Below are 24,439 nucleotides of genomic sequence, written 5' to 3' on the forward strand. Positions count from 1 at the left end.
ATGGGTCGCGGGCGCGATGTCCGGGCGCTGCGCCAGCGGGTGGAGACGCTGCAGGGCCGTAGCGCGCGCTCGCCGATCGGCGCGTGGTTCCGCGAAGTCGACCGGGTGCTGCTGCTGATCGCGATGGTACTGATCGCCATCGGCCTCGTCGCGGTCGCCGCCGCGTCGCCCGCATCCGCCGTGCGCTATTCGGGTGGTGACGTCACCGTCCCGCCGATGATGTATTTCTGGCGACAGGCCGGGTGGATCGCACTCTCCTTCCCGGTGATGATCGTCGTGTCGATGCTGCCGGTCACGCTGGCGCGGCGGCTGTGCCTGCTCGGCGCGGGCGTCCTGGTTCTTGCGCTGATGGTCACCCCGTTCGTCGGCGTGGAGGCAAACGGCGCGCGGCGCTGGATCAACCTCGGGGTCGGGCAGTTCCAGCCGTCCGAGTTCCTGAAACCCATGTTCATCGTGACGACCGCATGGCTGTTGTCGCTACGCGCGAAGGACCCGCAGCTGCCGATGCTGTGGGTCACCGGCGCGCTGACCGCGGTCATTGCCGGCTGCCTGATGCTCCAGCCCGATTTCGGGCAGACGGTGATCTTCTGCGGCGTGTGGGCGGCGTTGCTCATCATCTCCGGCATTCCGGTCCGCACCATGGCGATGCTCGGCGCCGCCGGCATTGGCATGGTCGCGGCCGCCTACACCTTCTACGGCACCGCCCGCGTCCGCATCGACGGCTTCCTGTTCCCCGATCCCGAAAGCGCGGCGACCGACAGCTATCAGGTCGACATGGCGCATGCCGTGCTGACCGCGGGTGGGGTAATCGGCACCGGCCCGGGCGGCGGGCGCGTGAAGTTCAAGCTACCCGAGGCACATACCGACTATATCTTTGCGGTGGTCGGCGAAGAGTTCGGCCTGATCGCCTGCGCGATCATCGCGATCATCTTCCTCGCGATTGTCGTGCGCGTCTTCGTCCGCCTGCTCGACGAAGAGGATGCGTTCAAGCTGCTCGCCGCCGCCGGCCTTGCGGTCCAGTTCGGGGCGCAGGCGCTCATCAACATGGCGGTCAATGTCGGCATCGCCCCGTCCAAGGGGATGACGCTGCCGTTCATCTCGTACGGCGGGTCGTCGATGATCGCCTTGTCGATCGGCATGGGACTGCTGCTCGCTTTCACACGCCGGAACCCGTATCTGAGCCGCTCACCTTACGGCCCACAGCGCTGGAGCGGAGCGAAATGAGCAAGCATTATGTCCTGGCCGCCGGGGGCACCGGGGGACATATGGTCCCGGCCGCGGCGCTGGCGACCGAACTGACCCGGCGCGGCCACCGCGTCGCGCTGGTCAGCGACGAACGCGGCGTGCGCTTTCCCGACCTGTTCGATGGCATCCAGACCCATGTCCTGCCGGCCGGACGCCTGTCGGGCGGTCCGATCGGCTGGGCGAAGGCCGCGCGGCAGATGCTGGCCGGCCGGTCGATGGCGATCGAGCTGTACAAGACTTTCCGCCCCTCCGCCGTGATCGGCTTCGGCGGCTATCCAGCGCTCCCTGCACTGCTGGCGGCCTTCGCGCAGAAGGTGCCGACGATCATCCATGAACAAAATGCCGTGCTGGGCCGGGTCAACCGGCTGGTCGCGGGCAGCGTGCATGGCATCGCCACCAGCTACGAACGGGTCGACCGTCTTAAGGACAGCCACGTCCCCAAGACCCATCTGGTCGGCAATCCGGTGCGAGAGAGCGTCCTCGCCCTGCGCGAACGTCCCTATCCGGCGCTGGATGAGGACGGCATCTTCCGCGTGCTGGTCACCGGCGGCAGCCAGGGGGCGAGCATTTTGAGCCAGGTCGTCCCCGACGGCCTCGCGCTGCTGCCCGTTGCGTTCCGCCGCCGGATGCAGGTGACGCATCAGGCGCGGATCGAGGATATCGACGCCGTGCGCGCCAAATACGCCGAACACGGCATCCCCGCCGAAATCGCGACCTATCTCCCCGATCTGCCCGACCGGCTGGCATGGAGCCATGTCGTGATCGCCCGGGCGGGGGCGTCGACCATCGCAGAACTGACAGCCGCCGGCCGTCCCGCGATCCTCGTGCCGCTGCCCGGTGCGACCGACGATCACCAGACCGCCAATTGCCGCGAAATCGTGGGCGCCGGCGGCGCGCGGTCGATCCAGCAGACGCAATTCACTGCGACCGAACTCGCCAAGCAGATTCAGAAGCTCGGCCTCGACCCCGCAGCGCTCGCCAATGCGGCGGCGCGCGCGCGCAGCTGCGGCCGGCCGTTCGCCGTCCGCGACCTCGCCGACCTGGTCGAGAGCGTCGACGCACCCAAGGCGAAAGTGGGCAAGATCACCCCCGCCAAACGACAGAAGGAAGCATTTGCGTGAAGGGCGTCGCGACCGACATCGGCACGATCCATTTCGTCGGCATCGGCGGCATCGGCATGTCGGGCATTGCCGAGGTGATGCATAATCTCGGCTATAAGGTGCAGGGATCGGACGTGGCCGAGGGCTATGTCGTCGACGGCCTGCGCGCGCGCGGCATCGACGTGCATATCGGCCACAAGGCGGAGAATGTGGAGGGCGTGGCGGTCGTTGTCACCTCGACCGCGATCAAGCCCGGCAATCCCGAACGTGACCATGCGCTGGCCAAGCGCATCCCGGTGGTCCGCCGCGCCGAAATGCTGGCCGAACTGATGCGGCTGAAATCGACCGTCGCGGTCGCGGGGACGCATGGTAAGACCACCACGACCTCGCTGATCGCCGCGCTGCTCGATGCCGGCGGCGTCGACCCCACCGTCATCAACGGCGGCATCATCAACAGCTACGGCTCGAACGCCCGGCTGGGCGCGTCCGACTGGATGGTGGTCGAGGCGGACGAGAGCGACGGCAGCTTCCTGCGCCTCGACGGCACGATCGCGGTCGTCACCAACATCGACCCCGAACATCTCGACCATTATGGCAGCTTCGACCGGGCGAAGGACGCCTATGTCGAATTCATCGAGAACGTACCCTTCTACGGCGCGGCGGTGCTGTGCCTCGACCATCCCGAAGTGCAGGCGCTGATCCCACGCATCCGCGACCGCCGCATCGTCACCTATGGCTTTGCTGCGCAGGCCGACGTGCGCGGGGTCGAGGTGACGGCGGGCCGCGACGGCAACCGCTTCGACTGCGTGGTCCGCGACCGTGACGGCCAGACCCGGACGATCGAGGGCATCCAGCTGCCGATGGCCGGTCGCCACAATGTCCAGAACGCGCTGGCAGCGATCGCGGTCGCGGTCGAGCTGGGCCTCGACGACGCGACCATCGCGCAGGGCTTTGCCAAGTTCGGGGGCGTGAAGCGCCGCTTCACCCGCGTCGGCGAAGTCGCCGGCATGACCGTCATCGACGATTACGGCCACCATCCGGTCGAAATCCGCGCCGTCCTGTCCGCCGCACGCGAAGCGACCGGCGGCCGGGTGATCGCCGTGGTCCAGCCGCATCGCTACTCGCGGCTCGGCGCGCTGATGGACGAGTTCGCACAGGCGTTCAACGATGCCGACGCGGTCCATGTCCTTCCCGTCTATGCCGCCGGCGAAGCGCCGGTCGAGGGCGTCAGTGCCGAGGCGCTGGTCGACGGCATCCGCCTGCGCGGCCACCGCTCGGCACAGGTCGCTGCGGACAAGGATGCTCTTGCCGCCGCGCTGGCCGCTGAGGGCCAAAACGGCGACCTGATCGTCTGCCTCGGCGCCGGTGACATTACCAAGATCGCTGCCGGCCTGCCCGCTGCGATTCAGGAGCGGCTCGCATGAGCGACTGGTTCTCGACCGCGATCGAGATGCAGCGCGAAATCCTGCGCGCGCAACAGGCGCAGCTCGACGCCGCCAAGAAGCTGCTCGACACTGCCGAGACGCGCGACATGGCGGAGGTCGGCAAGCAGATCGCCGATGCACAGGCCGAAGCCTGGACCGCATGGGCGCGCTTCTGGGGCAGCGGAAAATGACCCTTCCGCCGGTCCGTGGCAAGCTGACCGCGAACGCCCCGCTCGCGCCCCTCGTCTGGTTCAAGGCGGGCGGCGCGGCTGAGTGGCTGTTCGAACCGGCCGACACGGACGATCTCTGCAATTTCCTCCGGGCGCTCGACCCGTCGGTGCCGGTGATGGGGCTGGGCCTCGGTTCCAACCTGATCGTCCGCGATGGCGGCGTGCCCGGTGTCGTCGTCCGCCTCGGCAAACCGTTCGCCAAGGTTGCGGCGGACGGGCTGACGCTGACCTGCGGTGGCGGGGCGAGCGGCATTCTCGTCTCCTCGACCGCGCGCGATGCCGGGATCGCCGGGGTCGAGTTCCTGCGTTCGATCCCCGGAACGGTCGGTGGTTTCGTGCGGATGAACGGCGGCGCCTATGGCCGCGAGGTAGCCGACGTGCTGGTCGAGGCGCAGGTCGTTACCCGCGACGGCACGCTGACGACGTTTTCGAACGCCGACGTCAACTACCGCTACCGCCATAGCGACCTGCCCGAAGGCGCGATCGTCGTGTCCGCGACCTTTCGCGGCGAGACGGGCGATCCGGCCTCGATCCAGGCCGAAATGGACCGCATCGCGGCGGCCCGCGAAGCCTCGCAACCGCTCCGCAGCAAGACCGGCGGTTCCACCTTCAAGAACCCGGACGGGCGCAAGGCGTGGGCGCTCGTCGACGCCGCTGGCTGTCGGGGCTTGCGCAAGGGCGACGCGCAGGTATCGGAAAAACACTGCAATTTCCTGCTCAACACCGGCAACGCCACCAGCGCCGATATCGAGGCATTGGGCGAGGAAGTCCGCGGGAAGGTGCTGGCGCAATCGGGCGTAACGCTGGAATGGGAAATCCAGCGGGTAGGGCGGGCGTGATGGCCCCGCACTCAACCTCCCCGTTCGGTTCGAGCAGCTTCGAGCGCAGTCGAGAAGCGTCCGTCGAGAACGCCCGTGCCACAACCACCGCCTTCTCGACTTCGGGTCTCGACAGGCTCGACCCTGCGCTCGAAGCAAACGGAACTTGCAACATAACGAAGGAACCGACCGCGTGACCGACCCCCTCAACATCGTCGTCCTCATGGGCGGCTGGTCGTCGGAACGCGAAGTCTCGCTCATGTCCGGCGCCGGCGTCGCGACTGCGCTGGAGTCGCTCGGCCATAAGGTCACCCGCATCGACATGGACCGGAACATCGCTGCCCGCCTGACCGAAGCGAAGCCCGACCTCGTCTTCAACGCGCTCCATGGCTCACCCGGCGAGGACGGCACGGTGCAGGGCATGATGGACCTGATGGGGCTGCGCTACACTCATAGCGGCCTAGCGACCTCGGTCATCGCAATCGACAAGGTGCTGACCAAGCACGCGCTCGTGCCCGCGGGCGTCCCGATGCCCGGCGGGCGCATCGTCAGGACCGAGGAACTGTTCGAACGCGACCCGCTCCCACGCCCCTATGTCCTGAAGCCGGTGAGCGAAGGCTCCTCGGTCGGCGTCGCCATCGTCACCGACGACAGCAATTACGGCAATCCGATCGCGCAAGCCTCGAAGGGTCCGTGGCAGGAATTCGACGAACTCCTTGCCGAACCCTTCATCCGTGGCCGCGAACTGACCACCGCCGTGCTCGGCGACCGCGCGCTGGGCGTGACCGAACTGAAGCCCAAGAGCGGTTTCTACGATTACGACAGCAAGTACACCGACGGCCTGACCGAACATGTCTGCCCCGCCGACATTCCCGACGACATCGCGCAGGCGTGCATGGCCTATGCCGTCACTGCCCACCGCGTGCTGGGCTGCAAGGGCGCCTCGCGCACCGATTTCCGCTGGGACGACGAACGCGGCATCGACGGCCTCTTCGTGCTCGAAACCAATACCCAGCCGGGCATGACCCCGCTAAGCCTCGTCCCCGAACAGGCGCGCCATGTCGGCATGAGCTACGAAGCCCTTGTAGGCTGGATCGTGGAAGAGGCGATGCGATGACCCAGACCGGCAAGCGCGTCGTCCAGACCCGCACCGTCAAGCCCAAGCGCCGCGTGCAGGCCAAGCGCCCGGTGCGCGCCTCGGTCCTCGATCAGGCGGTCGCCGCGCTTCCCGGCGGGGCGGCGACGGCGCGTCGCATCGTCGGCTGGAGCCTCACCGCCGGCGCCGGCGCGATTGCCCTCGCGCTTGCCAACTGGTTCGGCCTGTTCGGCGCGATCGGCGTTGCCGCGGCAGAAGCGGTCGGTGCGGCGGGCTTTCGCGTCGAACAGATCGAGGTGACCGGCCTCAAGCGGATGGACGCGACCTCGGTTTATGCTGTCGCGCTCGACCAGCGCTCGCGGGCAATGCCGCTGGTCGATCTCGACGCCACGCGGCAGAAATTGCTCGATTATGGCTGGATCGCCGATGCCCGCGTCTCGCGCCGGCTGCCCGATACGCTGGTCGTCGATGTGGTCGAACGCGACCCCGCCGCCGTGTGGCAGAACAAGGGCCAACTGATGCTGATCGATGAGGGCGGCGTGCTCCTCGACGGCGTACAGCCCAACAAGATGCCGCGCCTGCCGCTGGTCATCGGCGACGGCGCCAATGCGCAGGAACCGGCCTATCGCAAGCTGATGGCCGCAGCACCCGCCCTCAAGCCCGTCGTGAAGGCGGCGGTGTGGGTCGGCAATCGCCGCTGGGACATTCTTTTCCAGACCGGCGAGCGGCTGGTCCTGCCCGAAGGCGACAAGGAATCGGCCCGCGCGCTGGTGAAGTTCGCGCAACTCGACGGGACGCTCGGCCTGCTGGGCAAGGGCTATGACCGGTTCGACCTGCGCGACCCGACCAAGCTGGTCGTGCGGATGAAGCATGCGACACCGGATAACGGTGACGACGGCACTGAACAGGGCAATGCCGCGTCGATCGCGAAACCGGTCGAAGGCGACTGACAGGGGGCAGGACCATGGCGAAGGTAGCACCGGAAGGGATCATCACCGCGCTCGACATCGGCACGTCGAAGGTGTCCGCGCTGATCGCGAAGCCGGGTGAGGGCGGCGAACTGACCGTGCTCGGCACCGGCCAGCGCGAAAGCCGTGGCGTCAAGCGCGGCTATATCGCCGATATGAAGGCGACCGAGACGGCGGTCCGCGAAGCGGTCGAACAGGCCGAACGTATCGCCGGCTTCAATATCGAGGATGTGTGGGTCAGCTTCTCGGCCGGCGGCCTCGTGTCCGATATCGTCAAATTGGAAGTGGACCTCGGTGGCCACCGCGTCGAACAGTCGGATATCGACGCGCTGTTGAAGGCCGGTCGCAACGCGATCGATCCGGGCCAGCGCATGGTGCTGCATGCCCAGCCGATGCGCTATACGCTCGATGGCCTTGGCGGGGTGAAGGAGCCGAAGGGGCTGCACGCCGACCGGCTGGGCGTCGAGATCCATGTCGTCGCCACCGAAGGATCGCCGGTCCGCAACCTCGACCTGTGCGTCCGCTCGGCGCATCTCGAAACCAAGTCGATCGTCGCGGCGCCGGTCGCAACCGGGCTGGCCTGCCTGTCCGAAGAGGAGCGTGAACTGGGCGTCGCGCTGGTCGAAATCGGCGCGGGCATCACCAACGTCTCGGTGTTCGCCAACGGCGTCCTGACCGGCCTCGCCTCGATCGCGATGGGCGCCAGCGACATCACCGACGACGTCGCCTCCGCCTTCGGCACCAACCGGGCGCAGGCCGAACGGCTGAAATGCTTCTACGGTTCGGCCAACATGTCCCCGCGCGACAATCACGACATGATCGACGTCGCACCCGTGCGCGCCGACGAGGATGCGGAGGGCACGCGCATCACCCGCGCACAGCTCATCACCACGATCCGCCAGCGGCTGGAACGGCTGGTCGCCGAAATCTCGAAGGAACTGCGCCGCCTGAACTTCGACGATCCGGTCGGGCGACAGGTCGTACTGACCGGCGGCGGGGCGGAGCTGAAGGGCATCGCCGATTATGCGCAACAGGCGCTGGGTCGCCCGGTCCGGGTCGGCCGTGCGCGGGGCCTCGCCGCGCTGCCCGATGCGCATTCGGGCCCCGGATTCGCGACGCTCGCCGGCCTCGCCATGTTCGCCGCGTCGAACCCGGTCGACCTGCGCGCGTTGCAGCCGACCCAGCAAATGGTGTCGCGCCCCAGTACGGGGGCGCTGTTCCAGCGTCTGTTGACCGCATTCCGCGCCAACTATTGACGATTTATTACCATCAGGCCGGGTGGAGGGGCTAGGATCGTCCTTCGGCTTGATGCACAACCGCCTATCGAATTACGCGCCCGGTGCCGGCCGGGACAGGGAGACCGAGTATGAGCATCGAATTTCTGGCACCCGACGTCGACGAACTGACCCCGCGCATCACCGTGATCGGCGTCGGCGGGGCCGGCGGCAACGCGATCGCGAACATGATCCGTGCCGAGGTGCAGGGGGTCGAGTTCCTCGTCGCCAACACCGACGCGCAGGCGCTGAAGCAGTCGGAAGCGCCGCAGCGTATTCAGCTGGGTGCGAAGATCACGCAAGGGCTGGGCGCCGGCAGCCGTCCCGAAATCGGACGTGCGGCGGCCGAGGAAACGATCGAGCAGGTGCAGAAGTCGCTTGAGGGCGCGCACATGTGCTTCATCGCCGCCGGCATGGGCGGCGGCACCGGCACCGGCGCCGCTCCCGTGATCGCCAAGGCCGCGCGCGAGATGGGCATCCTGACCGTCGGCGTCGTGACCCGTCCCTTCGCATTCGAGGGCAAGCGCCGCGCGAAGTCGGCCGAGGCCGGCATCGAGGAACTTCAGAAGTACGTCGACACGCTGATCGTCATCCCGAACCAGAACCTGTTCTTGATCGCGAACGCCAACACGACCTTCAAGCAAGCCTTTGAAATGGCGGACGAAGTGTTGCAGCAGGGCGTGCGCGGCATCACCGACCTGATGGTCATGCCCGGCCTGATCAACCTCGACTTCGCCGACGTGCGGTCGGTGATGCAGGAAATGGGCAAGGCGATGATGGGCACCGGCGAGGCCGAAGGTGACAACCGCGCGATCGAGGCGGCGCAGCAGGCGATCGCCAACCCGCTGCTCGACGGCGTGTCGCTGAACGGTGCCAAGGGCGTGATCGTGTCGATCACCGGCGGCGACGACATGCGCCTGCTCGAAGTCGACGAAGCCGCGAACCACATCCGCGAACTGGTCGACGACGACGCCAACATCATCTGGGGTTCGGCGTTCAACACCGAACTGGAAGGCAAGATCCGCGTCTCGGTCGTCGCGACCGGCATCGAGGACGAAGCCCCGTCACAGGCCCAGCCGGCTCCGGCCCAGGCCGAACCGACCCGCGCCTTCTCGTTCAACGCGCCGCGCCGGCCGGCCGCGCCGACCGCTCACGCCGCCGCCCCGGTCGCGCCGAGCGGTGCCGCCGCCGAACATCTGGAAGAAGCGCCGGCGCCTGCGCCGATGGATCGTTTCCCGCAGGGCATCAGCCAGCCGTCGGTGTCGGAACGCGTCGTGCCGCACTCGGCCTATGACACGCCCGCCACGGCGGCGCAGGACGAGGACGAACTGGTGCTGGGCGCCGAACAGGCCGCAGCCCCGATGCCCGCGCCGACCCCGGCGAGCGACTTCGGTACCTCGTCGAACGACGGCCGCCGCCGCTGGCTGACCCCGGACGCTCCGGCCGAAGCCCCACGCGAGGAAGCGGCCCCGGCGCGCAAGCCCGGCGGCACGCTGTTCGAACGCATGGCCAATGCCGGCCGCGCACCCGCCCGCGGCACCGACGATGCCAAGGAACCGCTGGACATCCCGCGCTTCCTGCACCGCCAGAACAACCAGTAACACTTTCGGCGATGCCGCCACGTGCAACGTTCCACGTGGCGGCTCGCTTCGCGCTGGCCGTTCAGATAGTCGGCTTCTCGGCTGGAGCCTTCAACCACGCTCGCGATTTCCTGACCCGCGGTTGGCGTCCGTATCGCTGGGCGCCGATGCCGGCGTTCGAAATTTACTGGTCGGCGCTGCTGTTCCTCGACCTTGCCGTGGTCGTGCTATTGTCCACCGGACGCATACGCCCGGGCCTGCTCCTCGCCGTCGCGATCATGGTCAGCGACGTGGCCATCAATATCGCCGCGACCCGGATGGCGGGTGCTGCCGGCTTCGGTTCAGCGCTGCTCTGGCAGTCGGTATTCCTTGGGTTCGTCGTCGGATCGGTCGGGCTTCTCTGGATCGCAGCGCGACCTGTCGTCGATCACTGACGGCGTCACCGGTCGTTCGCTGAGCGAACCATTTCCTACAGTGCCTGACCGTGCCATAGTGCGGCTCGACGCTTCTTGACTTCGCTGCCGCCTGTATTGGCCTGACCCTGCCGCGCATTCGGTCGCTCGAGCGAATGTAACAAATGATGCCGTAACGCCCCGGCATGGACGACGCGCAAAACGCGCACGAGTGTGAACTTAGTGAACTTTGGACCCGGCCGGCTCGCTTCATCGTCACCACCACTCACTTCGTCGCCGCGACGACACCTGAACATTCCCCGTTCAGCCGCTACATGGTTAAGCGGACCGGCCCATGACCCAGTTCAACCCGCTCCGCGTCGCGCTTCTGCTCGCCACCGCCGCGCCTCTGCCCGTGCTGGCGCAGCCCGGTGCGATCGTCCAGCCGCTGACCCCCAATGCCGACCGGCTGTCGGAACAGATGCGCATCCTCGGTCGCAGCCCGAACGACGTCTCGGCGCTGATCGAGGCGGGGCGGCTATCGGGCAAACTGGGCGATACCGACGCGGCGATGCAGTTCCTTGCGCGTGCCGAAAAGGTCGCGCCCAACGACCCCCGCATCCGCGCCGCGCGCGGCATTTCGCTGGTGGCGATGGAGCGTCCGGGCGAGGCGCTGGCGATGTTCGCCTCCGCCGAGCGGGCCGGAGTGTCGATGACGCCCTACCTCGCCGAGCGCGGTCTGGCCTATGACCTGCTCGGTCGCGGTTCGCTCGCGCAGGCCGACTATCGACAGGCGTTGCGGGCCGGCGAGGACGATGAACTCACCCGCCGCCTTGCCCTGTCGCTCGGCATCGACGGCAACCTCGCCGAATCGACCGCGGTGCTGAACCCGCTGCTGCAAAAGGGCGACCGTGCCGCCTGGCGGGTGCGGGCCTTCGTCCTCGCCATGTCGGGCGATGCGGCCGGCGCGGACAAGATCACCGCCAGCATGCTGCCGGGCTTCTCGGCCAGCCTCTCGCCCTTCTTCCGCCGCCTGCCACAGCTGGCCGGCGCGGACCGGGCGTTCGCCGTCCATTACGGTCGTCTCGCGCCCAGCCCGGAACGGCTGGCCGACGCCCGGCTAGCCCCGCCGCTGCCCGCGCCGGTCCGAACCGCGCCGGTCGCGCTCGCGTCCGCTACCCCCGCAGCGCCGGTCGCCACGACGGCGCGCACCGTCACGCGCGCGCCTACCATGGCCGAACGCCGGGCCGAGCGGCAGCGGCAGGCACAGGCGGCGCAACAGGCCCAGGCCGATGCCGCCCGCCGCGCCGCCGACGTCCAGGCGCAACAGCTCGCCCAGGCCCGTGCCGACGAAGCCGCCCGCCGCGCTGCGCTGGCCCAGCGGCAGCAGGTCGCCGCGCAACAGGCCGAACAGGCGCGCATCGCCGAAGCGACCCGGGTCGAGGCACAGCGCGTCGCCGCACGTCAGGCTGAGGAACGCCGCCTCGCTGCCGAAGCGCTCGCTGCCCGCGACCGCGCCGAACAGGCTGCCCGTCCGCCGGTCCAGGTCGCATCCGCCCCGGTTCCGGTGACCATCGTCGATCGCCCGGCGGAACCCGCCCCGACACCGCCCGCCGCCGCTCCGGTGGAAGTCGCCAGCGTTGCCCCGCCGGCCGCAGCCCCCGCCGTCTCCAGCGCCGCCGCTACGGTCGCGGCTCGCACGCCGTCGAACGACGACGTGCTCGCCCGCATCATCCGCAACCTCGATATCCCGGCGTCCGAACTGGGCGTCGGCCCGCCGCCGGCGCCGGTCGCGGCTCCGGCCAGCAGCGCCGCCCTAGCCGCCGACGCGGAGACCGCGCGCCGTGCCGCCGAGGCGCGTGAAGCCACCGCCCGCGCCGCCGAAGCCGCCGAGGCGAAGAAGCTCGCCGCCGCGCGTGCCGCCACCGCCAAGAAGGCAGCCGAAGCCAAGCGGATCGCCGATGAGAAGAAGGCCGCCGCCGCCGAAGCCGCGCGCGAGGCGCAGGCCAAGCGCGCCGATCCCGAACGCCACTGGGTACAGGTCGCCGGTGGCGCCAATGTCGCCGGCCTGCCCGCCGCATGGGGCATCATGGCCGGCAAGGCGCCGGCGCTGAAGGGTCGGCAGGCATGGACCACGCCGCTGCGCGCCACCAACCGCCTTCTGACCGGGCCGTTCAAGAGCGATGCGGAGGCGCAGGACTTCGTCAACACGCTGCGCAAATCGGGGGTGCAGGCCTTCACCTTCACCAGCGAGGCGGGGCAGAAGGTCGCGCGGGTCCCGGTCAAGTGAGGGCATCCTATGCCGCCGACCCGCAGGCGCATGGCGGGCGGCTCCACCCCGAACCGGGCGATGCGACTCGCGGCCCGCGCGACGCGTTCCAGCGCGACCGCGACCGGATTATCCATTCGATCAGCTTCCGGCGTCTCCGCCACAAGACGCAGGTGTTCATGGCGCCCGATGGCGACCATTTCCGCGTCCGGCTGACCCACAGCCTTGAGGTCGCGCAGATCGGCCGTGCCGTCGCCCGCACGCTCGGCCTGAACGAGGATCTGACCGAGGCCTTGTGCCTCGCCCACGATATCGGCCACCCACCGTTCGGCCATGCCGGGGAGGACGCGCTGGAGGCGGCGATGGCGACCCATGGCGGTTTCGACCATAATGGTCAGACGTTGCGCACGCTGACCTGGCTCGACAGCCCCTATCCGCGCTGGCGGGGGCTGAACCTGACCTGGGACACGCTGGAGGGGCTGGCGAAGCATAACGGCCCGATCCCGACCCCCGGCTGGGCGTTGGCCGAAGCCGACGCGGCACACGGCCTGCGCCTGAACGAATGGCCGTCGCTGGAGGCGCAGATCGCGGCGATCGCCGACGATATCGCCTATGACAATCACGACATCGACGATGGTCTCCGCGCCGGGCTGCTGACGCTCGACCAGTTGTTGGAGGTGCCGTTCGTCGCCGCCGGATGGGATGCCGTCCGCGCCCGCTTTCCGGACGTGCCAGCGGCGCGGCTGGTCGGTGAACTCACCCGCTCGCAGATCGGATCGATGGTCAACGACCTTATCGCCGAGACGAAGCGTCGCGTGGGCGTCGCGGGCGTCGAAACCGTCGCCGACGTCCGCGCGGCGGGCCAGTGCCTCGCCCATTTCTCGCCCGAGATGGCGGAAGCCGAGCGGACGCTGAAGCGCTTCATGTACGCCAATCTCTACCACCACCCGCGTCAGCTGGCGGCGGCGGCGATGGCGGAAACGGTCGTTGCCGGCCTGTTCGCGGCCTATCATGCCGATCCGTCGGCGATGCACGATGGCTGGCGCGAGACGCTGCCGGAGGCGGAGCCGGAGCGCAGTCGCCACATCGCCGACTATATCGCCGGCATGACCGACCGGTTCGCGGTGCGCAGCTATCGGCAGGTCGTCGGCCCGATCGACCTGCCCGACGGATTCTGACGCCGCTGGCATAACTCTGCGACAAGTCGGGCGCTGACTGGTGCCTCGAGATGGGCAGCGGAGTCGTGGGCGATGGCGCTTGCGGAGATTGCATGGAACCGGTTCGGGCTGGGCGCGCGCGGCGATGCGGTGCCGCCGGCCGATCCGAGACGCTGGCTGGTCGACCAGTTCGATCGCTGGAACCCGCGCCCGCCCGCGCTGGGCGGCATCGCGACGAGCGGCGTGGCGGGGCAGGCGGTCGCGCAGGCCCGCAGCGAACTGCGCATGGTCCGGCAGGAACGCCGGGCGGCCATGACCGACGCCGCCGCCATGCCGATGGCGGCCGACCCGCCCGACATTTGCGCGGCGCAGATCCGGCGCGGCGTCCGCCAATTCTACCTCGATGGCGTTGCCGCCCGGACCGCGGCTGCGGTGGCCAGCGACACGCCCTTCGTCGAACGCCTCACCCATTTCTGGTCGAACCATTTCGCGGTATCGGCGGACAAGCTGGAGGTGACCGGCCTTGCCGCCGCCTTCGAATTCGACGCGATCCGCCCGCATGTCCTGGGGCGTTTCCACGACCTGCTGCTGGCGGTCGAGCATCATCCGGCGATGCTGCTATACCTTGATCAGGCGCAGTCGGTCGGTCCCGACAGCCCGTTCGGCCAGCGGCGGATGGGCGGCCGCGCCGGGCTGAACGAAAATCTGGCGCGCGAGATACTGGAGCTGCACACGCTGGGCGTCCGGACCGGCTATGCGCAGGCCGACGTCACCGAACTGGCGCGTGCGCTCACCGGCTGGACCGTGGCCGGGCTGGGACGGGGCGGGCCGCGGATCGTGCCGCGCCAGCCGGGCGAGGCGGTGTTCGCCCCGGCGCTGCACCAGCCGGGCGGGCGTCAGATTCTCGGCAAGCGCTATGCCGAAGGCGGGGCAGGGCAGTCGGCCGCGGTGCTCGCCGATTTGGCGGTCCATCCCGCGACCGCGAAGCACATCGCGACGAAACTGGTCCGCCACTTCATTGCCGACGATCCGCCGCCTGCCGCCGTCGCGCGGGTCGAACAGGCATTCCTGTCGTCGCGTGGTGACCTGCCGACCGTCTACCGCGCGCTGGTCGCCGCCCCTGAAGGTTGGACGACGGCCCCGGCCAAGTTCCGTACCCCATGGGAATGGACCGTCGCCACCCTCCGCGCCATCGATGCGCCCGCTACGGAAGGACGGGGGCTGGTCAATCTCTTCGCGCAACTCGGCCAGCCGATCTGGCGGCCGGGGCAGCCGATCGGGTTCGACGACATCGCCGCCAGCTGGGCCGGACCGGACGCGCTGATGCGCCGGGTCGAGGCGGCGGAACGTCTCGTCGGCCGCTTGCGCGAACCGCCCGATCCGCGCGCACTGGCGACGCGGCTGTTTCCCGACAGTCTCGCATCCGCAACTGCCGCCGCCATCGCTCGCGCCGAAAGCCCGGCACAGGGCCTCGCGCTGTTGTTCGTCGCGCCCCAGTTCCTGCGGAGATAAGCCATGACCGACCGGCGAACCTTCCTGATCGGCGGCGTGGGCGTCCTGTCCACCGCCTTCGCCCCGCGCCTCGCCTATGCCCGCGCCGCCACCGACCGGCGCTTCGTGTTCATCATCCAGCGCGGCGCTGCGGATGGCCTCGCGATGCTGATGCCGACCGGCGATCCCGGCTTCGCACCGTTGCGCGGCGCCTGGGCGGAGGACGCGACGGCGGCGCGCAAGCTGGACGCGATGTTCGCGCTGCATCCGGCGCTGTCGGGCATGGCCGGACTGTACGATGGCGGGGAGGCGCTGTTCGCCCATGCCGTCGCCTCACCCTATCGCGACCGGTCGCATTTCGACGGGCAGAACGTGCTGGAGACCGGCGGCGCGGAGGCCTATGCGGTGCGCGACGGGTGGCTCAATCGGCTGCTGACGCTGCTGCCCCGCGACACCGCACGCGCGATCGCCGTCGCCGCCACGGTGCCGTTGGCGCTGCGGGGCACGCAGGAAGTCGCATCTTACGCCCCGTCGGCACTCCCGGACGCGTCGGGCGACCTGCTGGGGCGGGTGACGCAACTCTATGCCGAAGATCCGCAGCTCCACGGCCTATGGGCGCAAGCCATGCAGACCCGGCAACTGGCGCAGGAGGCGGGCGGCGAGGCCGGTCGCAATGCCGCCGCGACCGGAGCGCTGGCGGCCCGACTGCTCGCCCCGGCGGATGGCGCGCGGATCGCGATGATCGAGACCGGCGGCTGGGATACCCATGCCGGGCAGCGCGGCCGGCTGAACACGCAACTGAAGGCGCTGGATGCGATGGTGGGCGCACTCAAGACCGGTCTAGGCTCCGCCTGGAACCAGACGCTGGTGCTGGTCGCGACCGAATTCGGCCGTACCGCGCGGATCAACGGCACCGGCGGCACCGATCACGGCACTGCCACCGCGACGATGCTGCTGGGCGGCACGGTGATCGGCAAGCGTGTCGTCGCCGATTGGCCGGGTCTGACCAAGCTGTACGAGGATCGCGACCTGACCCCGACCACCGATCTCGACGCGCTGATCGCCGGCGCGGTCGCCGGGCATTTCGGTATCGATCCGGCGCGGACCATGGCCACCCTGTTTCCCGGCAGCACGGGCCGGCGTCCGGTTGCGGGACTGATCCGGGCGTGATCCTTTGCAGGGGCGGCGGTATCGGCTAAGCGGCGCGTTTGGATCAATCGACCGGAACCGCCATGACGCTGTACCCCCGTTTCTTCGCCCATCTCGACCGCGCGCTCGACACGCTCGTCGCCCGTGGCGACCTGCCGGCGGGGTTGGAGCGACGCGCGATCACGGTCGAACCGCCGCGTGACACGACCCATGGCGACCTGTCGACCAACGCCGCGATGGTGCTGGCCAAGCCGGCCAGGACCAATCCGCGCGCGCTGGCCGAGCTGCTGGTCGCCGAGCTTGCCGGCCTTCCCGAAGTCGCTAGCGCCTCGGTCGCCGGCCCCGGCTTTATTAACCTGACGCTCACCGACGACACGTGGCGCGGTGAACTGACCGCGATCGCCGACGCCGGCGACGCCTATGGCCGGTCGCAGGTCGGCGCGGGGCAGGTGGTGAACATCGAATATGTCTCGGCCAACCCGACCGGCCCGATGCACATGGGCCATTGCCGCGGCGCGGTGGTGGGCGATGCGCTCGCAAGCCTGCTGGAATGGAACGGCGCGCGCGTCATCCGCGAATATTATGTCAACGATGCCGGCGGGCAGGTCGCCGTCCTCGCCCGCTCGGCGCACCTGCGCTACCGCGAGGCGCTGGGGGAGACGATCACCATCCCGGAAGGGCTGTACCCCGGGGACTATCTGGTCCCGGTCGGGCAGATGCTCGCGGCCGAATTTGGCGACCGTTACGTCGATGCGCCCGAAGAGGAATGGTTGGCGCTGTTCCGCACCAAGACGGTGGCAGCGATGCTGGAAATGATCCGCGCCGACCTGCAACTGCTCGGCATCCACCACGACGTCTTTTCGTCGGAAGCGGACCTGCAGGCGGCCGGCAAGCCCGAAGCGGCGGAGGCATGGCTGCGCGAACGTGACCTGATCTATGACGGCGTGCTCGAGGCGCCGAAGGGCGAATTGCCCGACGACTGGGAACCGGTCGAACTGCCGCTGTTCCGCTCGACGAAGTTCGGCGACGACCAGGACCGCCCGATCAGGAAGTCGGACGGCAGCTGGACCTATTTCGGCGCCGACCTCGCCTATCATTTCCAGAAGGCGCAGGGCGCCGATCAGCTGATCGACATCTGGGGCGCGGACCATGCCGGCACGGTCAAGCGGATCGTCGCGGCGGTGCAGGCACTGACGGAAGGCAAGACCCGCTTCGACGTGAAGCTGGTGCAGATGGTACGCCTGCTGCGCGGCGGCGAACCGGTCAAGATGTCGAAGCGCGCCGGCAATTTCGTGACACTGGCCGATGTCGTCAACGAAGTCGGCAAGGACGTCGTCCGCTTCACCATGCTGACGCGCAAGGCCGATGCGCAGATGGACTTCGACTTCGCCAAGGTGGTCGAGGCGTCGAAGGACAACCCGGTCTTCTACGTGCAATACGCCCATGCCCGCGTCCATTCGCTCGTCCGCCGCGCGGCGGAGGCGGGCATTGCCGAGGACGCGAACGCCGACCTGTCCCGTCTCGATACGGTCGAGCTGGCGCTGGTGAAGCGCGCGGCGCAGTTCCCGCGTGTCGTCGAAAGCGCGGCGGCGGCGCGCGAACCGCACCGGATCGCCTTCTATCTCTATGATCTGGCGGCGGAGTTCCATGCGGCATGGAATCTGGGCAATGACGATCCGTCCCGTCGGTACCTTCAGGTCGACGACCCTGCGCTGACGCAGGCGCGGCTTTTCCTCGCCCGCGCGATCGGGCAGATTATCCGCAACGGCCTGGCCATCATGGGTGTCGAGGCGGTCGAGGAGATGAAGTGATGGCGGACATGATCGCATCCGGCGATCCCGACCACGAACGCCTGCCCTGGCTGGAAAGCGCGGAGCCGGAGCCGGAACCCGCGCGTCCGATCTGGCGCACGGTGCTGATCGTGCTGATCGGCCTGCTGATGGTCGGCACGATCGCCTTTGCCTTGCTGCGCCATCGAGGCGCGCCGACCGCCAGCGGCACCGGCGACCTGATCGCCGCGCCGGAGGGTCCGTACAAGACCCGCCCGCAGGAAGCCGACGGCATGCGCGTGACCGGCGACAGCGACACCGCGATCGCGACCAGCGAGGGGGCGACTGGGGGCAACGCGTCGGTCAACCTGAACGCCGTTCCCGAAGCACCGATCCAGGGCAAGGCCGCCGCGCCTGCCGCCGGTCCGACCAGCAGCGGCACCGGGCGGGTGGCGACGGCCGTGCCGACCACCACTACGCGGTTGGAAGCGCGTGCGCCAGCGGCGGCCGCGCCGGTCGAAACCGCGCCGGGTGCCGGCGGTTCGGTCGTGCAGCTCGGCTCCTTCCCGAGCGAGGGCGTGGCGAACACCGCGTGGAACCAGCTGTCGCGCCGCTTCGCCTATCTGGCTCCCCTGGGCAAGTCGGTGCAGACGGCGGAGGTGAAGGGCAAGACCGTCTATCGCCTGCGCGTGAATGCGGGCAGCGCGAACCAGGCGTCGGACCTCTGTGGCAAGCTCAAGCTGGCTGGAGAGAATTGCTTCATAGCCCGATGACATACCCCGGTTGTCGCGGTCGGGGACCTGCGGTAGCCGTCACCCTATGAAGCCCGTAATCTTTGGCCTGTCCGGCCCGACGCTGACCGCCGACGAAGCCGCGCTGTTCCGCGCGGCCGATCCGCTCGGCTATATCCTGTTCGGTCGCAACTGCGTCGATCGGGATCAGATGCGCGCCCTGACCGATTCATTGCGCGATCTGTCGGGGCGGGCGGACCTGCCGATCCTGATCGATCAGGAAGGGGGTCGCGTTGCGCGGATGCAGCCGCCGGTGTGGCCCGCCTTTCCCGCCCCCTCGGCCTTCGCCGCGCTGTACGATCGTGCGCCGTCCTCCGCCATCGCGGCGGCGAAGGCCAATGGGCAGGCACTGGGCGTCATGCTGGCGGAGGTCGGGGTGACGGTCGATGCGACGCCGCTGCTCGACGTGGCGCAGTCCGATATGACCGGCGCGATCGGCGACCGCAGCTTCGGTGCGGACCCGATGCAGGTCGCAGCACTTGGCCGCGCGACGCTCGACGGACTGGCCGCGGCCGGAGTGGTCGGCATCGTCAAGCACATGCCGGGCCATGGCCGCGCGACGGTCGACAGCCACCTCGAGCTGCCGCGCGTCTCCGCACCCGCCGATGCGCTCGAACAGGATATCTCGCCGTTTGCGACGCTGTCTTCCGCGCCGATGGCGATGACCGCGCATGTCGTGTTCGAGGCATGGGACGCGGCGCTGCCCGCCACCCTGTCGCCAACGGTCATCCGCGATATCATCCGCGGGCGGATCGGCTTCGACGGGCTGTTGATGACCGACGACATCGACATGAAGGCGTTGAGCGGTGCGCCCGCCGACAAGGCGGCGGACGCCATCGCCGCGGGTTGCGATGTCGTGCTCGACTGCTGGGCGCGCATGGAGGAGATGGCAGCGATCGCGGATCGGCTGGACGATATCGCACCGGTGTCCCGCGCGCGCCTCGACCGTGCGATGGCGGGGATCGGCACTGCCAGCCCGGTTCCGCTCGCCGAACTGGTCGACACGCGCGACCGCCTGCTGGCGCTTGCCTAAGGCGCTTATCGGTTCTTAACCAGGCGGTATTATCCTGCCCGCGCCTGCCGCCTGGGAACCGGAAGATGCTGCCGACCGAGCCTCTGCCCCTGCATCATAGCTGGCCGATCTTCGAACGGGGACTGCGCCTGTCCGAAGGGCTGCTCGACATCGGCTACAGCCCCGGTCTGGCCGGCGACGGCCCATTCTCCTGCGATCTGACGACGAACCGACTGACCTGGTCCGAAGCGACCTTCCTCCTGTTCGGGCTGCCGATCGGCGTACCCCCGAAGCGCGAATGTGTCCTGCCGATGTATCGGCCCGAATCGCGCGCGGCCGTCGAACGGCTGCGCAGCCATGCCATTCGCCACCACCGCGGCTTCACCATCGATGCGGCGGTCGACGCGCCCGGTCAGCCGTTCCGCTGGCTCCGTATCGTTGCCGCCCCCGACATCGAGAACGGCCGAGCCGTCCGGCTGCGCGGCGTGCATCAGGACGTCACGCACGAATATCGGTGACGGATCGCGCGGCGAGCCGGTAGGATCGCGCCATGGACGCCGATGCGCCGGTACTGACGATCGAACTGGACGGGTGGGAAGGGCCGCTCGACCTGCTGCTGGCGCTCGCCCGGACGCAGAAGGTCGATCTGCGCCGGATATCGATCCTTGCGCTGGTCGAGCAATATCTGCGCTGGATCGATCGGGTCACTGCCCTGCGGCTCGAACTGGCGGCCGACTGGCTCGTGATGGCGGCGTGGCTTGCCTATCTGAAATCCGCGTTGCTGCTGCCGCGCGAACCGGAAATGGATCCCGACCCGGAGGAATTGGCGCTGCGCCTGCAACTGCGGCTCGAACGACTCGATGCGATGCGGGAGGCCGGCGCGCGATTGATGGCGCGCGACCGCATCGGCCGCGACGTGTTCCTGCGTGGCGATCCCGAAGGGCTGAACGTCGTGCGCAAGGCGCGGTGGGACGCCGGCCTGTACGATCTGATCGAAGCCTATGGCCGGATCAGCGCCCGGACCCGCCCGGTGCTGCATGTCGTCGCGACGCGACCGGTGATGACGCTGGAGGTTGCGATCGAACGGGTCGAGGCGATGCTCGGCACGCGGATCGACTGGACCTCGATCGCCGCCTTCCTGCCGATCGATGCCGAGGAGCGCTATCGGCGTTCGGCGCTCGCATCGACCTTTTTGGCGACGCTCGAACTTGCGCGGCAGGGGCGGGTGGCGATCCGGCAGGATGCGCCGTTCGGGCCGATCGATATCCGGCGCATCGCATGACCGATCCGTTCGTCCGTGCGGTAGAGGCGGTGCTGTTCGCCAGCGAAGCACCGATGACGGTCGCGATGATCGCCGCCTATGTCGGGGACGGGGATGTCCGTGCCGCGCTCACCACGATCGAGGCGGATCATGCCGGGCGCGGCTTCGGCCTGGTCCGGCGGGGAGAGCATTGGCATTTCGAAACTGCGCCCGACCTAGCCCATTTCCTGCGCCGCGACCGCGACGAGTCGCGCCGCCTGTCGCGCGCCGCGATCGAGACACTGGCGATCATCGCCTATCATGAGCCGGCGACCCGTGCGGACATCGAATCGATCCGCGGCGTGCAGATTTCCAAGGGCACGATCGATGTGTTGCTGGCGGCGGGTTGGGTCCGACCGGCGGGCAGGCGCGAGGTGCCGGGCCGTCCGCTGGCGTACGCAACGACGCAGGCGTTTCTCGACCATTTCGGGCTGAACAGTCGCCGCGACCTGCCGGGGATCGACGATTTGCGCGCGGCGAGTCTGCTCGAACCAATCGACGATGCCTTTGCAAGCGTGCTGGAAAGCGGCGGCGATAGCGACTAAGTGGACGGCAACGATCCGTTTCGCTTGGAGTGTAGACGATGGGTGGTCTTAGCATTTGGCACTGGCTTATCGTCGGCGTCGCGATCCTGCTGCTGTTCGGCAAGGGTCGGTTTTCCGACATGATGGGCGACGTGGCCAAGGGGCTGAAGAGCTTCAAGAAGGGCATGGCCGAGGATGACGATGTGCCGCCGCCCGCGCGTCCGCGCGAACGGCTGGAACAGCGTCCGCTCGATACTGGCTATGATCGTGATCCGGCGCCGCGAGACCCGCTGCACCGCGACCCCGTTCGCGACGACCGCCCACACGGCGACCGCTGACTTCCATTCCCCGGCGGGCCGTGGCGCCCGCCCGACCTTGAGCGCCGATGTTCGATATCGCTCCCACCGAATTGATGGTCGTCGCGCTGGTCGCGCTGGTCGTCATCGGTCCCAAGGATTTGCCGAAGGCCATGCGTATCGTCGGCCTGTGGGTCGGCAAGGCGCGTGGCGTCGCGCGCCAGTTCCGCTCAGGTTTCGACACGATGGTGCGCGAAGCCGAACTGGCGGAAATGGAAAAGAAATGGGCGGAGGAAAACGCCCGGATCATGCGCGAGCATCCCGCCGATCCGCCGGCGGCCGTGCACCCGATCGACGCGCCTTCGCCGCCGCCGCCGGTCCATGATCCCGCTCCGGCATCGCCCGAGGACGATCCGGCTCCGGTGATGGTCGAACGGCCCGAACTGCGTGAAGCACCCGGCGACCATCCGCCCGCCGCTGATGGCAAGGCCCCGTCATGAACGATATCGACGACAGCCAGGCACCCTTGCTCGATCACCTGATCGAATTGCGCCGTCGCCTGCTTTATTCGGTGGTCGCGGTAGCCGCGTGCTTTGCGCTCTGCTTCTATTTTTCGCACCAGATCCTGACGTTCCTGCTCAAGCCCTTGCTGGCGGCGGGGCAGAAGCGCGTGATCTTCACCCAGATTTTCGAGGCGTTCTTCGTCCAGATCAAGGTGGCGTTCTTCGCCGCGATGATGCTGTCCTTTCCGGTGATCGCGAACCAGCTCTGGCAGTTCGTGGCACCGGGCCTGTACCGCAACGAAAAGAAGGCGCTGTTCCCGTTCCTGCTGGCGACGCCGGTGCTGTTCATCGCCGGTGCTGCGCTGGCCTATTACGTCACCATCCCGGTCGCGCTGCATTTCCTGCTCGGATATCAGGGCAATCTGGGCGGCGTCGAGCAGGAGGCGATGCCCTCGATCGAGAATTACCTCTCGTTCGTGATGCAGTTTCTGTTCGCGTTCGGCCTTGCCTTCCTGTTGCCGGTGCTGTTGATGCTGCTGGAGTTGGCCGGCATCGTTACGCGCAAGCAGCTGGTCGGGGCGCGGCGGTACGCGATCGTCGCCGCCTTCGCGATCGCTGCGGTCGCGACGCCGCCGGACATCGGGTCACAGTTCCTGCTCGCTGTACCGCTGATCCTGCTCTACGAACTGGCGCTGATCGCGATCTGGTTCACCGAGAAGCGTCGGGCGAAGCGCGATCCCGCTACGGACGAAGTCAGCGAGGTCGACGACCAGACCATCTGACGCCGGCGTGGCTCTCTGGCGTCCGACACGAAAAAGGGCGGCTCGGACATGGTCCGGGCCGCCCTTGTCGTTCCGGCGTCTCTAGCGCCGGATGCGACTTACTTGCTGTCCTTGGCGGCGCCCGCGACGGCGTTGCCGGCCGACGACACGTCCCTACCGACACCTTCGACGGTGTTGCAGGCGCTGACGGCCAGGGCGCCGGCCACTACGGCAAGGCTCAGAATCTTACGCATATCGATCTCCCGGTTTCGCGAGACTCGCTCGCTCCGGCGAAAGAATGTTTGGCGAAAATATTCGTTCCGGCATGGAAATGGGATGGCCAGCAAAAAGCGACCCGCCGGTTTTGAGGCCGACGGGTCGCTTAGGTGAAACCAGTATATGGACCCGGTGGCACTACCGGGGGGGGGGGGAGGGTTTGCGCCTACCGGGTCCTTTTAGCGGATAGCGAGAGCGGGGGGGCATAAGATCGCTATCCGAGGGTGATAACGGCAGGCCTTATCCTTGGTTCCGGTATTCCGCGTTTTTTTTTGGAAAGCGGCGTCAGCTGGGGAACGCGCCGCACTTCTTGGTCTGCCAGATGCCCTTGCGCCAGCATTTCGGGTTTTCGAACTGGTACAGGCGCACCGGGCGCATATACGGAATCTGCCGCGTGAACTGCTGTTCGCCGTAGGGAACCAGCGAATTGCGCAGCTTGCGCATCCGCAGCTGGGCGAATTCGCCCAGATAGCCGCGCGGCACGAACAGCGCTTCCTGCCCGATCTCGTTCGCGGCCTGGCAGAAGCCGAGCTGCGCCGACACGGTCGAGAAGCTGGAATACACCCGCGTACCGAACTGGTCGAGCGCGGTCTGGCCGGCCTTCAGCGAACCGGTGGTCCGATCGAAATACTTGTCCAGCGCGGCATAGCTGTCCTTCAGCTCGTCGGCATGGTCGAACAGCATCGCGTTGTAGTTGTTCAGCGTCTGCATCGTCGGTTCGAACTGGCATTGCAGCGCCGCGACGTTCAGCGCCGAGCGCATGTTCCACAGCACCGCCGCGCGCAGCTCGGCCGGGGTCGCGCCGGGCAGCACCTGCGTCGTGACGCCCGGTTCCTCCCCGGTGACGCGCGGGCCCTCCAGATCATAGGGCTTGAAAAAAAATTGGGCCGACGCGGGGGATGCCGCGACGGTCAGGGCGGCGGCAGCGGCCAGGACCAGGGTACGCACTACGCTCATCTCTTCCTTTCACGGCGCGGGCTTGGCGCCAGGGCAAGCAGCGATGGTTAAGGCGTT

26 protein-coding genes are annotated in these 24,439 nt (G+C 68.3%); 24 read left to right on the forward strand and 2 right to left on the reverse strand.

Annotation, left to right across the window (positions count from 1 at the left end):
- The 24 genes from AVT10_RS00705 (at nt 1) to tatC (ending at nt 23,170) form a co-directional block, all read left to right on the forward strand.
- Nucleotides 1-1,224: an FtsW/RodA/SpoVE family cell cycle protein gene (locus AVT10_RS00705; RefSeq protein WP_198158476.1), complete on the forward strand. Its 1,224-nt coding sequence runs from the start codon at nt 1-3 to the stop codon at nt 1,222-1,224.
- The gene (murG, locus tag AVT10_RS00710) at nt 1,221-2,366 is read left to right on the forward strand and encodes an undecaprenyldiphospho-muramoylpentapeptide beta-N-acetylglucosaminyltransferase (protein ID WP_066686988.1); all 1,146 of its coding nucleotides are present in this window, start codon (nt 1,221-1,223) and stop codon (nt 2,364-2,366) included. The genes AVT10_RS00705 and murG overlap by 4 nt, the downstream gene beginning before the upstream one ends.
- A complete protein-coding gene (gene murC / locus AVT10_RS00715) occupies nt 2,363-3,769 on the forward strand; it encodes a UDP-N-acetylmuramate--L-alanine ligase (protein ID WP_066686990.1) in 1,407 nt (468 codons plus the stop codon). Before murG ends, murC begins: the two co-directional genes overlap by 4 nt.
- Nucleotides 3,766-3,960 carry a hypothetical protein gene (locus AVT10_RS00720; protein ID WP_066686993.1) on the forward strand — a complete coding sequence of 65 codons (195 nt, stop codon included), beginning with the start codon at nt 3,766-3,768 and terminating at the stop codon, nt 3,958-3,960. The genes murC and AVT10_RS00720 overlap by 4 nt, the downstream gene beginning before the upstream one ends.
- Nucleotides 3,957-4,838, forward strand: coding sequence for a UDP-N-acetylmuramate dehydrogenase (gene murB / locus AVT10_RS00725; protein WP_126012323.1), 882 nt, complete (start codon nt 3,957-3,959; stop codon nt 4,836-4,838). Before AVT10_RS00720 ends, murB begins: the two co-directional genes overlap by 4 nt.
- A gap of 172 nt (nt 4,839-5,010) precedes the next feature.
- Nucleotides 5,011-5,934: a D-alanine--D-alanine ligase gene (locus tag AVT10_RS00730; protein WP_084401242.1), complete on the forward strand. Its 924-nt coding sequence runs from the start codon at nt 5,011-5,013 to the stop codon at nt 5,932-5,934.
- Nucleotides 5,931-6,863, forward strand: a complete 933-nt coding sequence (locus AVT10_RS00735; RefSeq protein ID WP_066686997.1) for a cell division protein FtsQ/DivIB — start codon at nt 5,931-5,933, stop codon at nt 6,861-6,863. The genes AVT10_RS00730 and AVT10_RS00735 overlap by 4 nt, the downstream gene beginning before the upstream one ends.
- A 14-nt stretch (nt 6,864-6,877) precedes the next feature.
- Nucleotides 6,878-8,137, forward strand: a complete 1,260-nt coding sequence (gene ftsA, locus AVT10_RS00740) for a cell division protein FtsA (RefSeq protein WP_066686999.1) — start codon at nt 6,878-6,880, stop codon at nt 8,135-8,137.
- A 110-nt stretch (nt 8,138-8,247) separates the two neighbouring features.
- The gene (ftsZ, locus tag AVT10_RS00745; RefSeq protein ID WP_066687005.1) at nt 8,248-9,756 is read left to right on the forward strand and encodes a cell division protein FtsZ; all 1,509 of its coding nucleotides are present in this window, start codon (nt 8,248-8,250) and stop codon (nt 9,754-9,756) included.
- Nucleotides 9,757-9,767: 11 nt separating this feature from the next.
- Nucleotides 9,768-10,169, forward strand: coding sequence for a hypothetical protein (locus tag AVT10_RS00750; RefSeq protein ID WP_157092655.1), 402 nt, complete (start codon nt 9,768-9,770; stop codon nt 10,167-10,169).
- Nucleotides 10,170-10,333: 164 nt separating this feature from the next.
- The gene (locus AVT10_RS18010; RefSeq protein ID WP_157092656.1) at nt 10,334-10,486 is read left to right on the forward strand and encodes a hypothetical protein; all 153 of its coding nucleotides are present in this window, start codon (nt 10,334-10,336) and stop codon (nt 10,484-10,486) included.
- A complete protein-coding gene (locus tag AVT10_RS18650) occupies nt 10,483-12,417 on the forward strand; it encodes an SPOR domain-containing protein (protein ID WP_066687010.1) in 1,935 nt (644 codons plus the stop codon). Before AVT10_RS18010 ends, AVT10_RS18650 begins: the two co-directional genes overlap by 4 nt.
- Nucleotides 12,414-13,574: a deoxyguanosinetriphosphate triphosphohydrolase gene (locus AVT10_RS00760; RefSeq protein ID WP_066687013.1), complete on the forward strand. Its 1,161-nt coding sequence runs from the start codon at nt 12,414-12,416 to the stop codon at nt 13,572-13,574. The genes AVT10_RS18650 and AVT10_RS00760 overlap by 4 nt, the downstream gene beginning before the upstream one ends.
- Before the next feature lie 72 nt (nt 13,575-13,646).
- Nucleotides 13,647-15,065 carry a DUF1800 domain-containing protein gene (locus tag AVT10_RS00765; protein ID WP_066687016.1) on the forward strand — a complete coding sequence of 473 codons (1,419 nt, stop codon included), beginning with the start codon at nt 13,647-13,649 and terminating at the stop codon, nt 15,063-15,065.
- Nucleotides 15,066-15,068: 3 nt separating this feature from the next.
- Entirely contained in the window at nt 15,069-16,214 is a 1,146-nt protein-coding gene (locus AVT10_RS00770; RefSeq protein WP_066687018.1) for a DUF1501 domain-containing protein, read from the forward strand.
- Nucleotides 16,215-16,276: 62 nt separating this feature from the next.
- Nucleotides 16,277-18,004: an arginine--tRNA ligase gene (argS, locus tag AVT10_RS00775; RefSeq protein WP_066687020.1), complete on the forward strand. Its 1,728-nt coding sequence runs from the start codon at nt 16,277-16,279 to the stop codon at nt 18,002-18,004.
- The gene (locus AVT10_RS00780) at nt 18,004-18,735 is read left to right on the forward strand and encodes an SPOR domain-containing protein (RefSeq protein ID WP_232307819.1); all 732 of its coding nucleotides are present in this window, start codon (nt 18,004-18,006) and stop codon (nt 18,733-18,735) included. The genes argS and AVT10_RS00780 overlap by 1 nt, the downstream gene beginning before the upstream one ends.
- A gap of 46 nt (nt 18,736-18,781) precedes the next feature.
- Entirely contained in the window at nt 18,782-19,786 is a 1,005-nt protein-coding gene (nagZ, locus tag AVT10_RS00785; RefSeq protein WP_066687023.1) for a beta-N-acetylhexosaminidase, read from the forward strand.
- A 65-nt stretch (nt 19,787-19,851) separates the two neighbouring features.
- Nucleotides 19,852-20,283, forward strand: coding sequence for a hypothetical protein (locus AVT10_RS00790; RefSeq protein WP_066687026.1), 432 nt, complete (start codon nt 19,852-19,854; stop codon nt 20,281-20,283).
- A gap of 32 nt (nt 20,284-20,315) precedes the next feature.
- Complete coding sequence (locus AVT10_RS00795) at nt 20,316-21,047, forward strand: segregation and condensation protein A (protein ID WP_066687029.1); 732 nt, start codon at nt 20,316-20,318, stop codon at nt 21,045-21,047.
- On the forward strand, nt 21,044-21,610 hold the full coding sequence (gene scpB, locus AVT10_RS00800; protein WP_066687032.1) for an SMC-Scp complex subunit ScpB: 567 nt from the start codon (nt 21,044-21,046) through the stop codon (nt 21,608-21,610). Before AVT10_RS00795 ends, scpB begins: the two co-directional genes overlap by 4 nt.
- A gap of 38 nt (nt 21,611-21,648) precedes the next feature.
- Nucleotides 21,649-21,927 (forward strand): twin-arginine translocase TatA/TatE family subunit, encoded by a 279-nt coding sequence (locus tag AVT10_RS00805; RefSeq protein ID WP_066687035.1) that lies wholly within the window; start codon nt 21,649-21,651, stop codon nt 21,925-21,927.
- Between the two features lie 47 nt (nt 21,928-21,974).
- Nucleotides 21,975-22,385 (forward strand): Sec-independent protein translocase protein TatB, encoded by a 411-nt coding sequence (gene tatB, locus AVT10_RS00810; protein ID WP_066687039.1) that lies wholly within the window; start codon nt 21,975-21,977, stop codon nt 22,383-22,385.
- Nucleotides 22,382-23,170: a twin-arginine translocase subunit TatC gene (gene tatC, locus AVT10_RS00815; protein WP_066687042.1), complete on the forward strand. Its 789-nt coding sequence runs from the start codon at nt 22,382-22,384 to the stop codon at nt 23,168-23,170. The genes tatB and tatC overlap by 4 nt, the downstream gene beginning before the upstream one ends.
- Nucleotides 23,171-23,268: 98 nt before the next feature.
- Here tatC and AVT10_RS00820 read toward each other — a convergent pair whose 3' ends face one another.
- Together AVT10_RS00820 and AVT10_RS00825 are read right to left on the reverse strand one after the other, a co-directional pair.
- Complete coding sequence (locus AVT10_RS00820) at nt 23,269-23,403, reverse strand: entericidin A/B family lipoprotein (RefSeq protein ID WP_066687046.1); 135 nt, start codon at nt 23,401-23,403, stop codon at nt 23,269-23,271.
- A 307-nt stretch (nt 23,404-23,710) separates the two neighbouring features.
- The gene (locus tag AVT10_RS00825) at nt 23,711-24,382 is read right to left on the reverse strand and encodes a hypothetical protein (RefSeq protein WP_066687050.1); all 672 of its coding nucleotides are present in this window, start codon (nt 24,380-24,382) and stop codon (nt 23,711-23,713) included.
- Nucleotides 24,383-24,439 lie beyond the last annotated feature (57 nt).

Source organism: Sphingomonas hankookensis (assembly GCF_001619955.1).
Taxonomy (GTDB): Bacteria; Pseudomonadota; Alphaproteobacteria; order Sphingomonadales; family Sphingomonadaceae; genus Sphingomonas; species Sphingomonas hankookensis_A.

Coding starts and splice junctions, on each gene's coding strand:
- AVT10_RS00705 (WP_198158476.1), top strand. CDS start 1: ATGGGTCGCGGGCGCGATGTCCGGGCGCTGCGCCAGCGGGTGGAGACG.
- murG (WP_066686988.1), top strand. CDS start 1,221: ATGAGCAAGCATTATGTCCTGGCCGCCGGGGGCACCGGGGGACATATG.
- AVT10_RS00720 (WP_066686993.1), top strand. CDS start 3,766: ATGAGCGACTGGTTCTCGACCGCGATCGAGATGCAGCGCGAAATCCTG.
- murB (WP_126012323.1), top strand. CDS start 3,957: ATGACCCTTCCGCCGGTCCGTGGCAAGCTGACCGCGAACGCCCCGCTC.
- AVT10_RS00735 (WP_066686997.1), top strand. CDS start 5,931: ATGACCCAGACCGGCAAGCGCGTCGTCCAGACCCGCACCGTCAAGCCC.
- ftsA (WP_066686999.1), top strand. CDS start 6,878: ATGGCGAAGGTAGCACCGGAAGGGATCATCACCGCGCTCGACATCGGC.
- ftsZ (WP_066687005.1), top strand. CDS start 8,248: ATGAGCATCGAATTTCTGGCACCCGACGTCGACGAACTGACCCCGCGC.
- AVT10_RS00750 (WP_157092655.1), top strand. CDS start 9,768: ATGCCGCCACGTGCAACGTTCCACGTGGCGGCTCGCTTCGCGCTGGCC.
- AVT10_RS18010 (WP_157092656.1), top strand. CDS start 10,334: ATGGACGACGCGCAAAACGCGCACGAGTGTGAACTTAGTGAACTTTGG.
- AVT10_RS18650 (WP_066687010.1), top strand. CDS start 10,483: ATGACCCAGTTCAACCCGCTCCGCGTCGCGCTTCTGCTCGCCACCGCC.
- AVT10_RS00765 (WP_066687016.1), top strand. CDS start 13,647: ATGGCGCTTGCGGAGATTGCATGGAACCGGTTCGGGCTGGGCGCGCGC.
- AVT10_RS00770 (WP_066687018.1), top strand. CDS start 15,069: ATGACCGACCGGCGAACCTTCCTGATCGGCGGCGTGGGCGTCCTGTCC.
- argS (WP_066687020.1), top strand. CDS start 16,277: ATGACGCTGTACCCCCGTTTCTTCGCCCATCTCGACCGCGCGCTCGAC.
- AVT10_RS00780 (WP_232307819.1), top strand. CDS start 18,004: ATGGCGGACATGATCGCATCCGGCGATCCCGACCACGAACGCCTGCCC.
- nagZ (WP_066687023.1), top strand. CDS start 18,782: ATGAAGCCCGTAATCTTTGGCCTGTCCGGCCCGACGCTGACCGCCGAC.
- AVT10_RS00790 (WP_066687026.1), top strand. CDS start 19,852: ATGCTGCCGACCGAGCCTCTGCCCCTGCATCATAGCTGGCCGATCTTC.
- AVT10_RS00795 (WP_066687029.1), top strand. CDS start 20,316: ATGGACGCCGATGCGCCGGTACTGACGATCGAACTGGACGGGTGGGAA.
- scpB (WP_066687032.1), top strand. CDS start 21,044: ATGACCGATCCGTTCGTCCGTGCGGTAGAGGCGGTGCTGTTCGCCAGC.
- AVT10_RS00805 (WP_066687035.1), top strand. CDS start 21,649: ATGGGTGGTCTTAGCATTTGGCACTGGCTTATCGTCGGCGTCGCGATC.
- tatB (WP_066687039.1), top strand. CDS start 21,975: ATGTTCGATATCGCTCCCACCGAATTGATGGTCGTCGCGCTGGTCGCG.
- tatC (WP_066687042.1), top strand. CDS start 22,382: ATGAACGATATCGACGACAGCCAGGCACCCTTGCTCGATCACCTGATC.
- AVT10_RS00820 (WP_066687046.1), bottom strand. CDS start 23,403: ATGCGTAAGATTCTGAGCCTTGCCGTAGTGGCCGGCGCCCTGGCCGTC.
- AVT10_RS00825 (WP_066687050.1), bottom strand. CDS start 24,382: ATGAGCGTAGTGCGTACCCTGGTCCTGGCCGCTGCCGCCGCCCTGACC.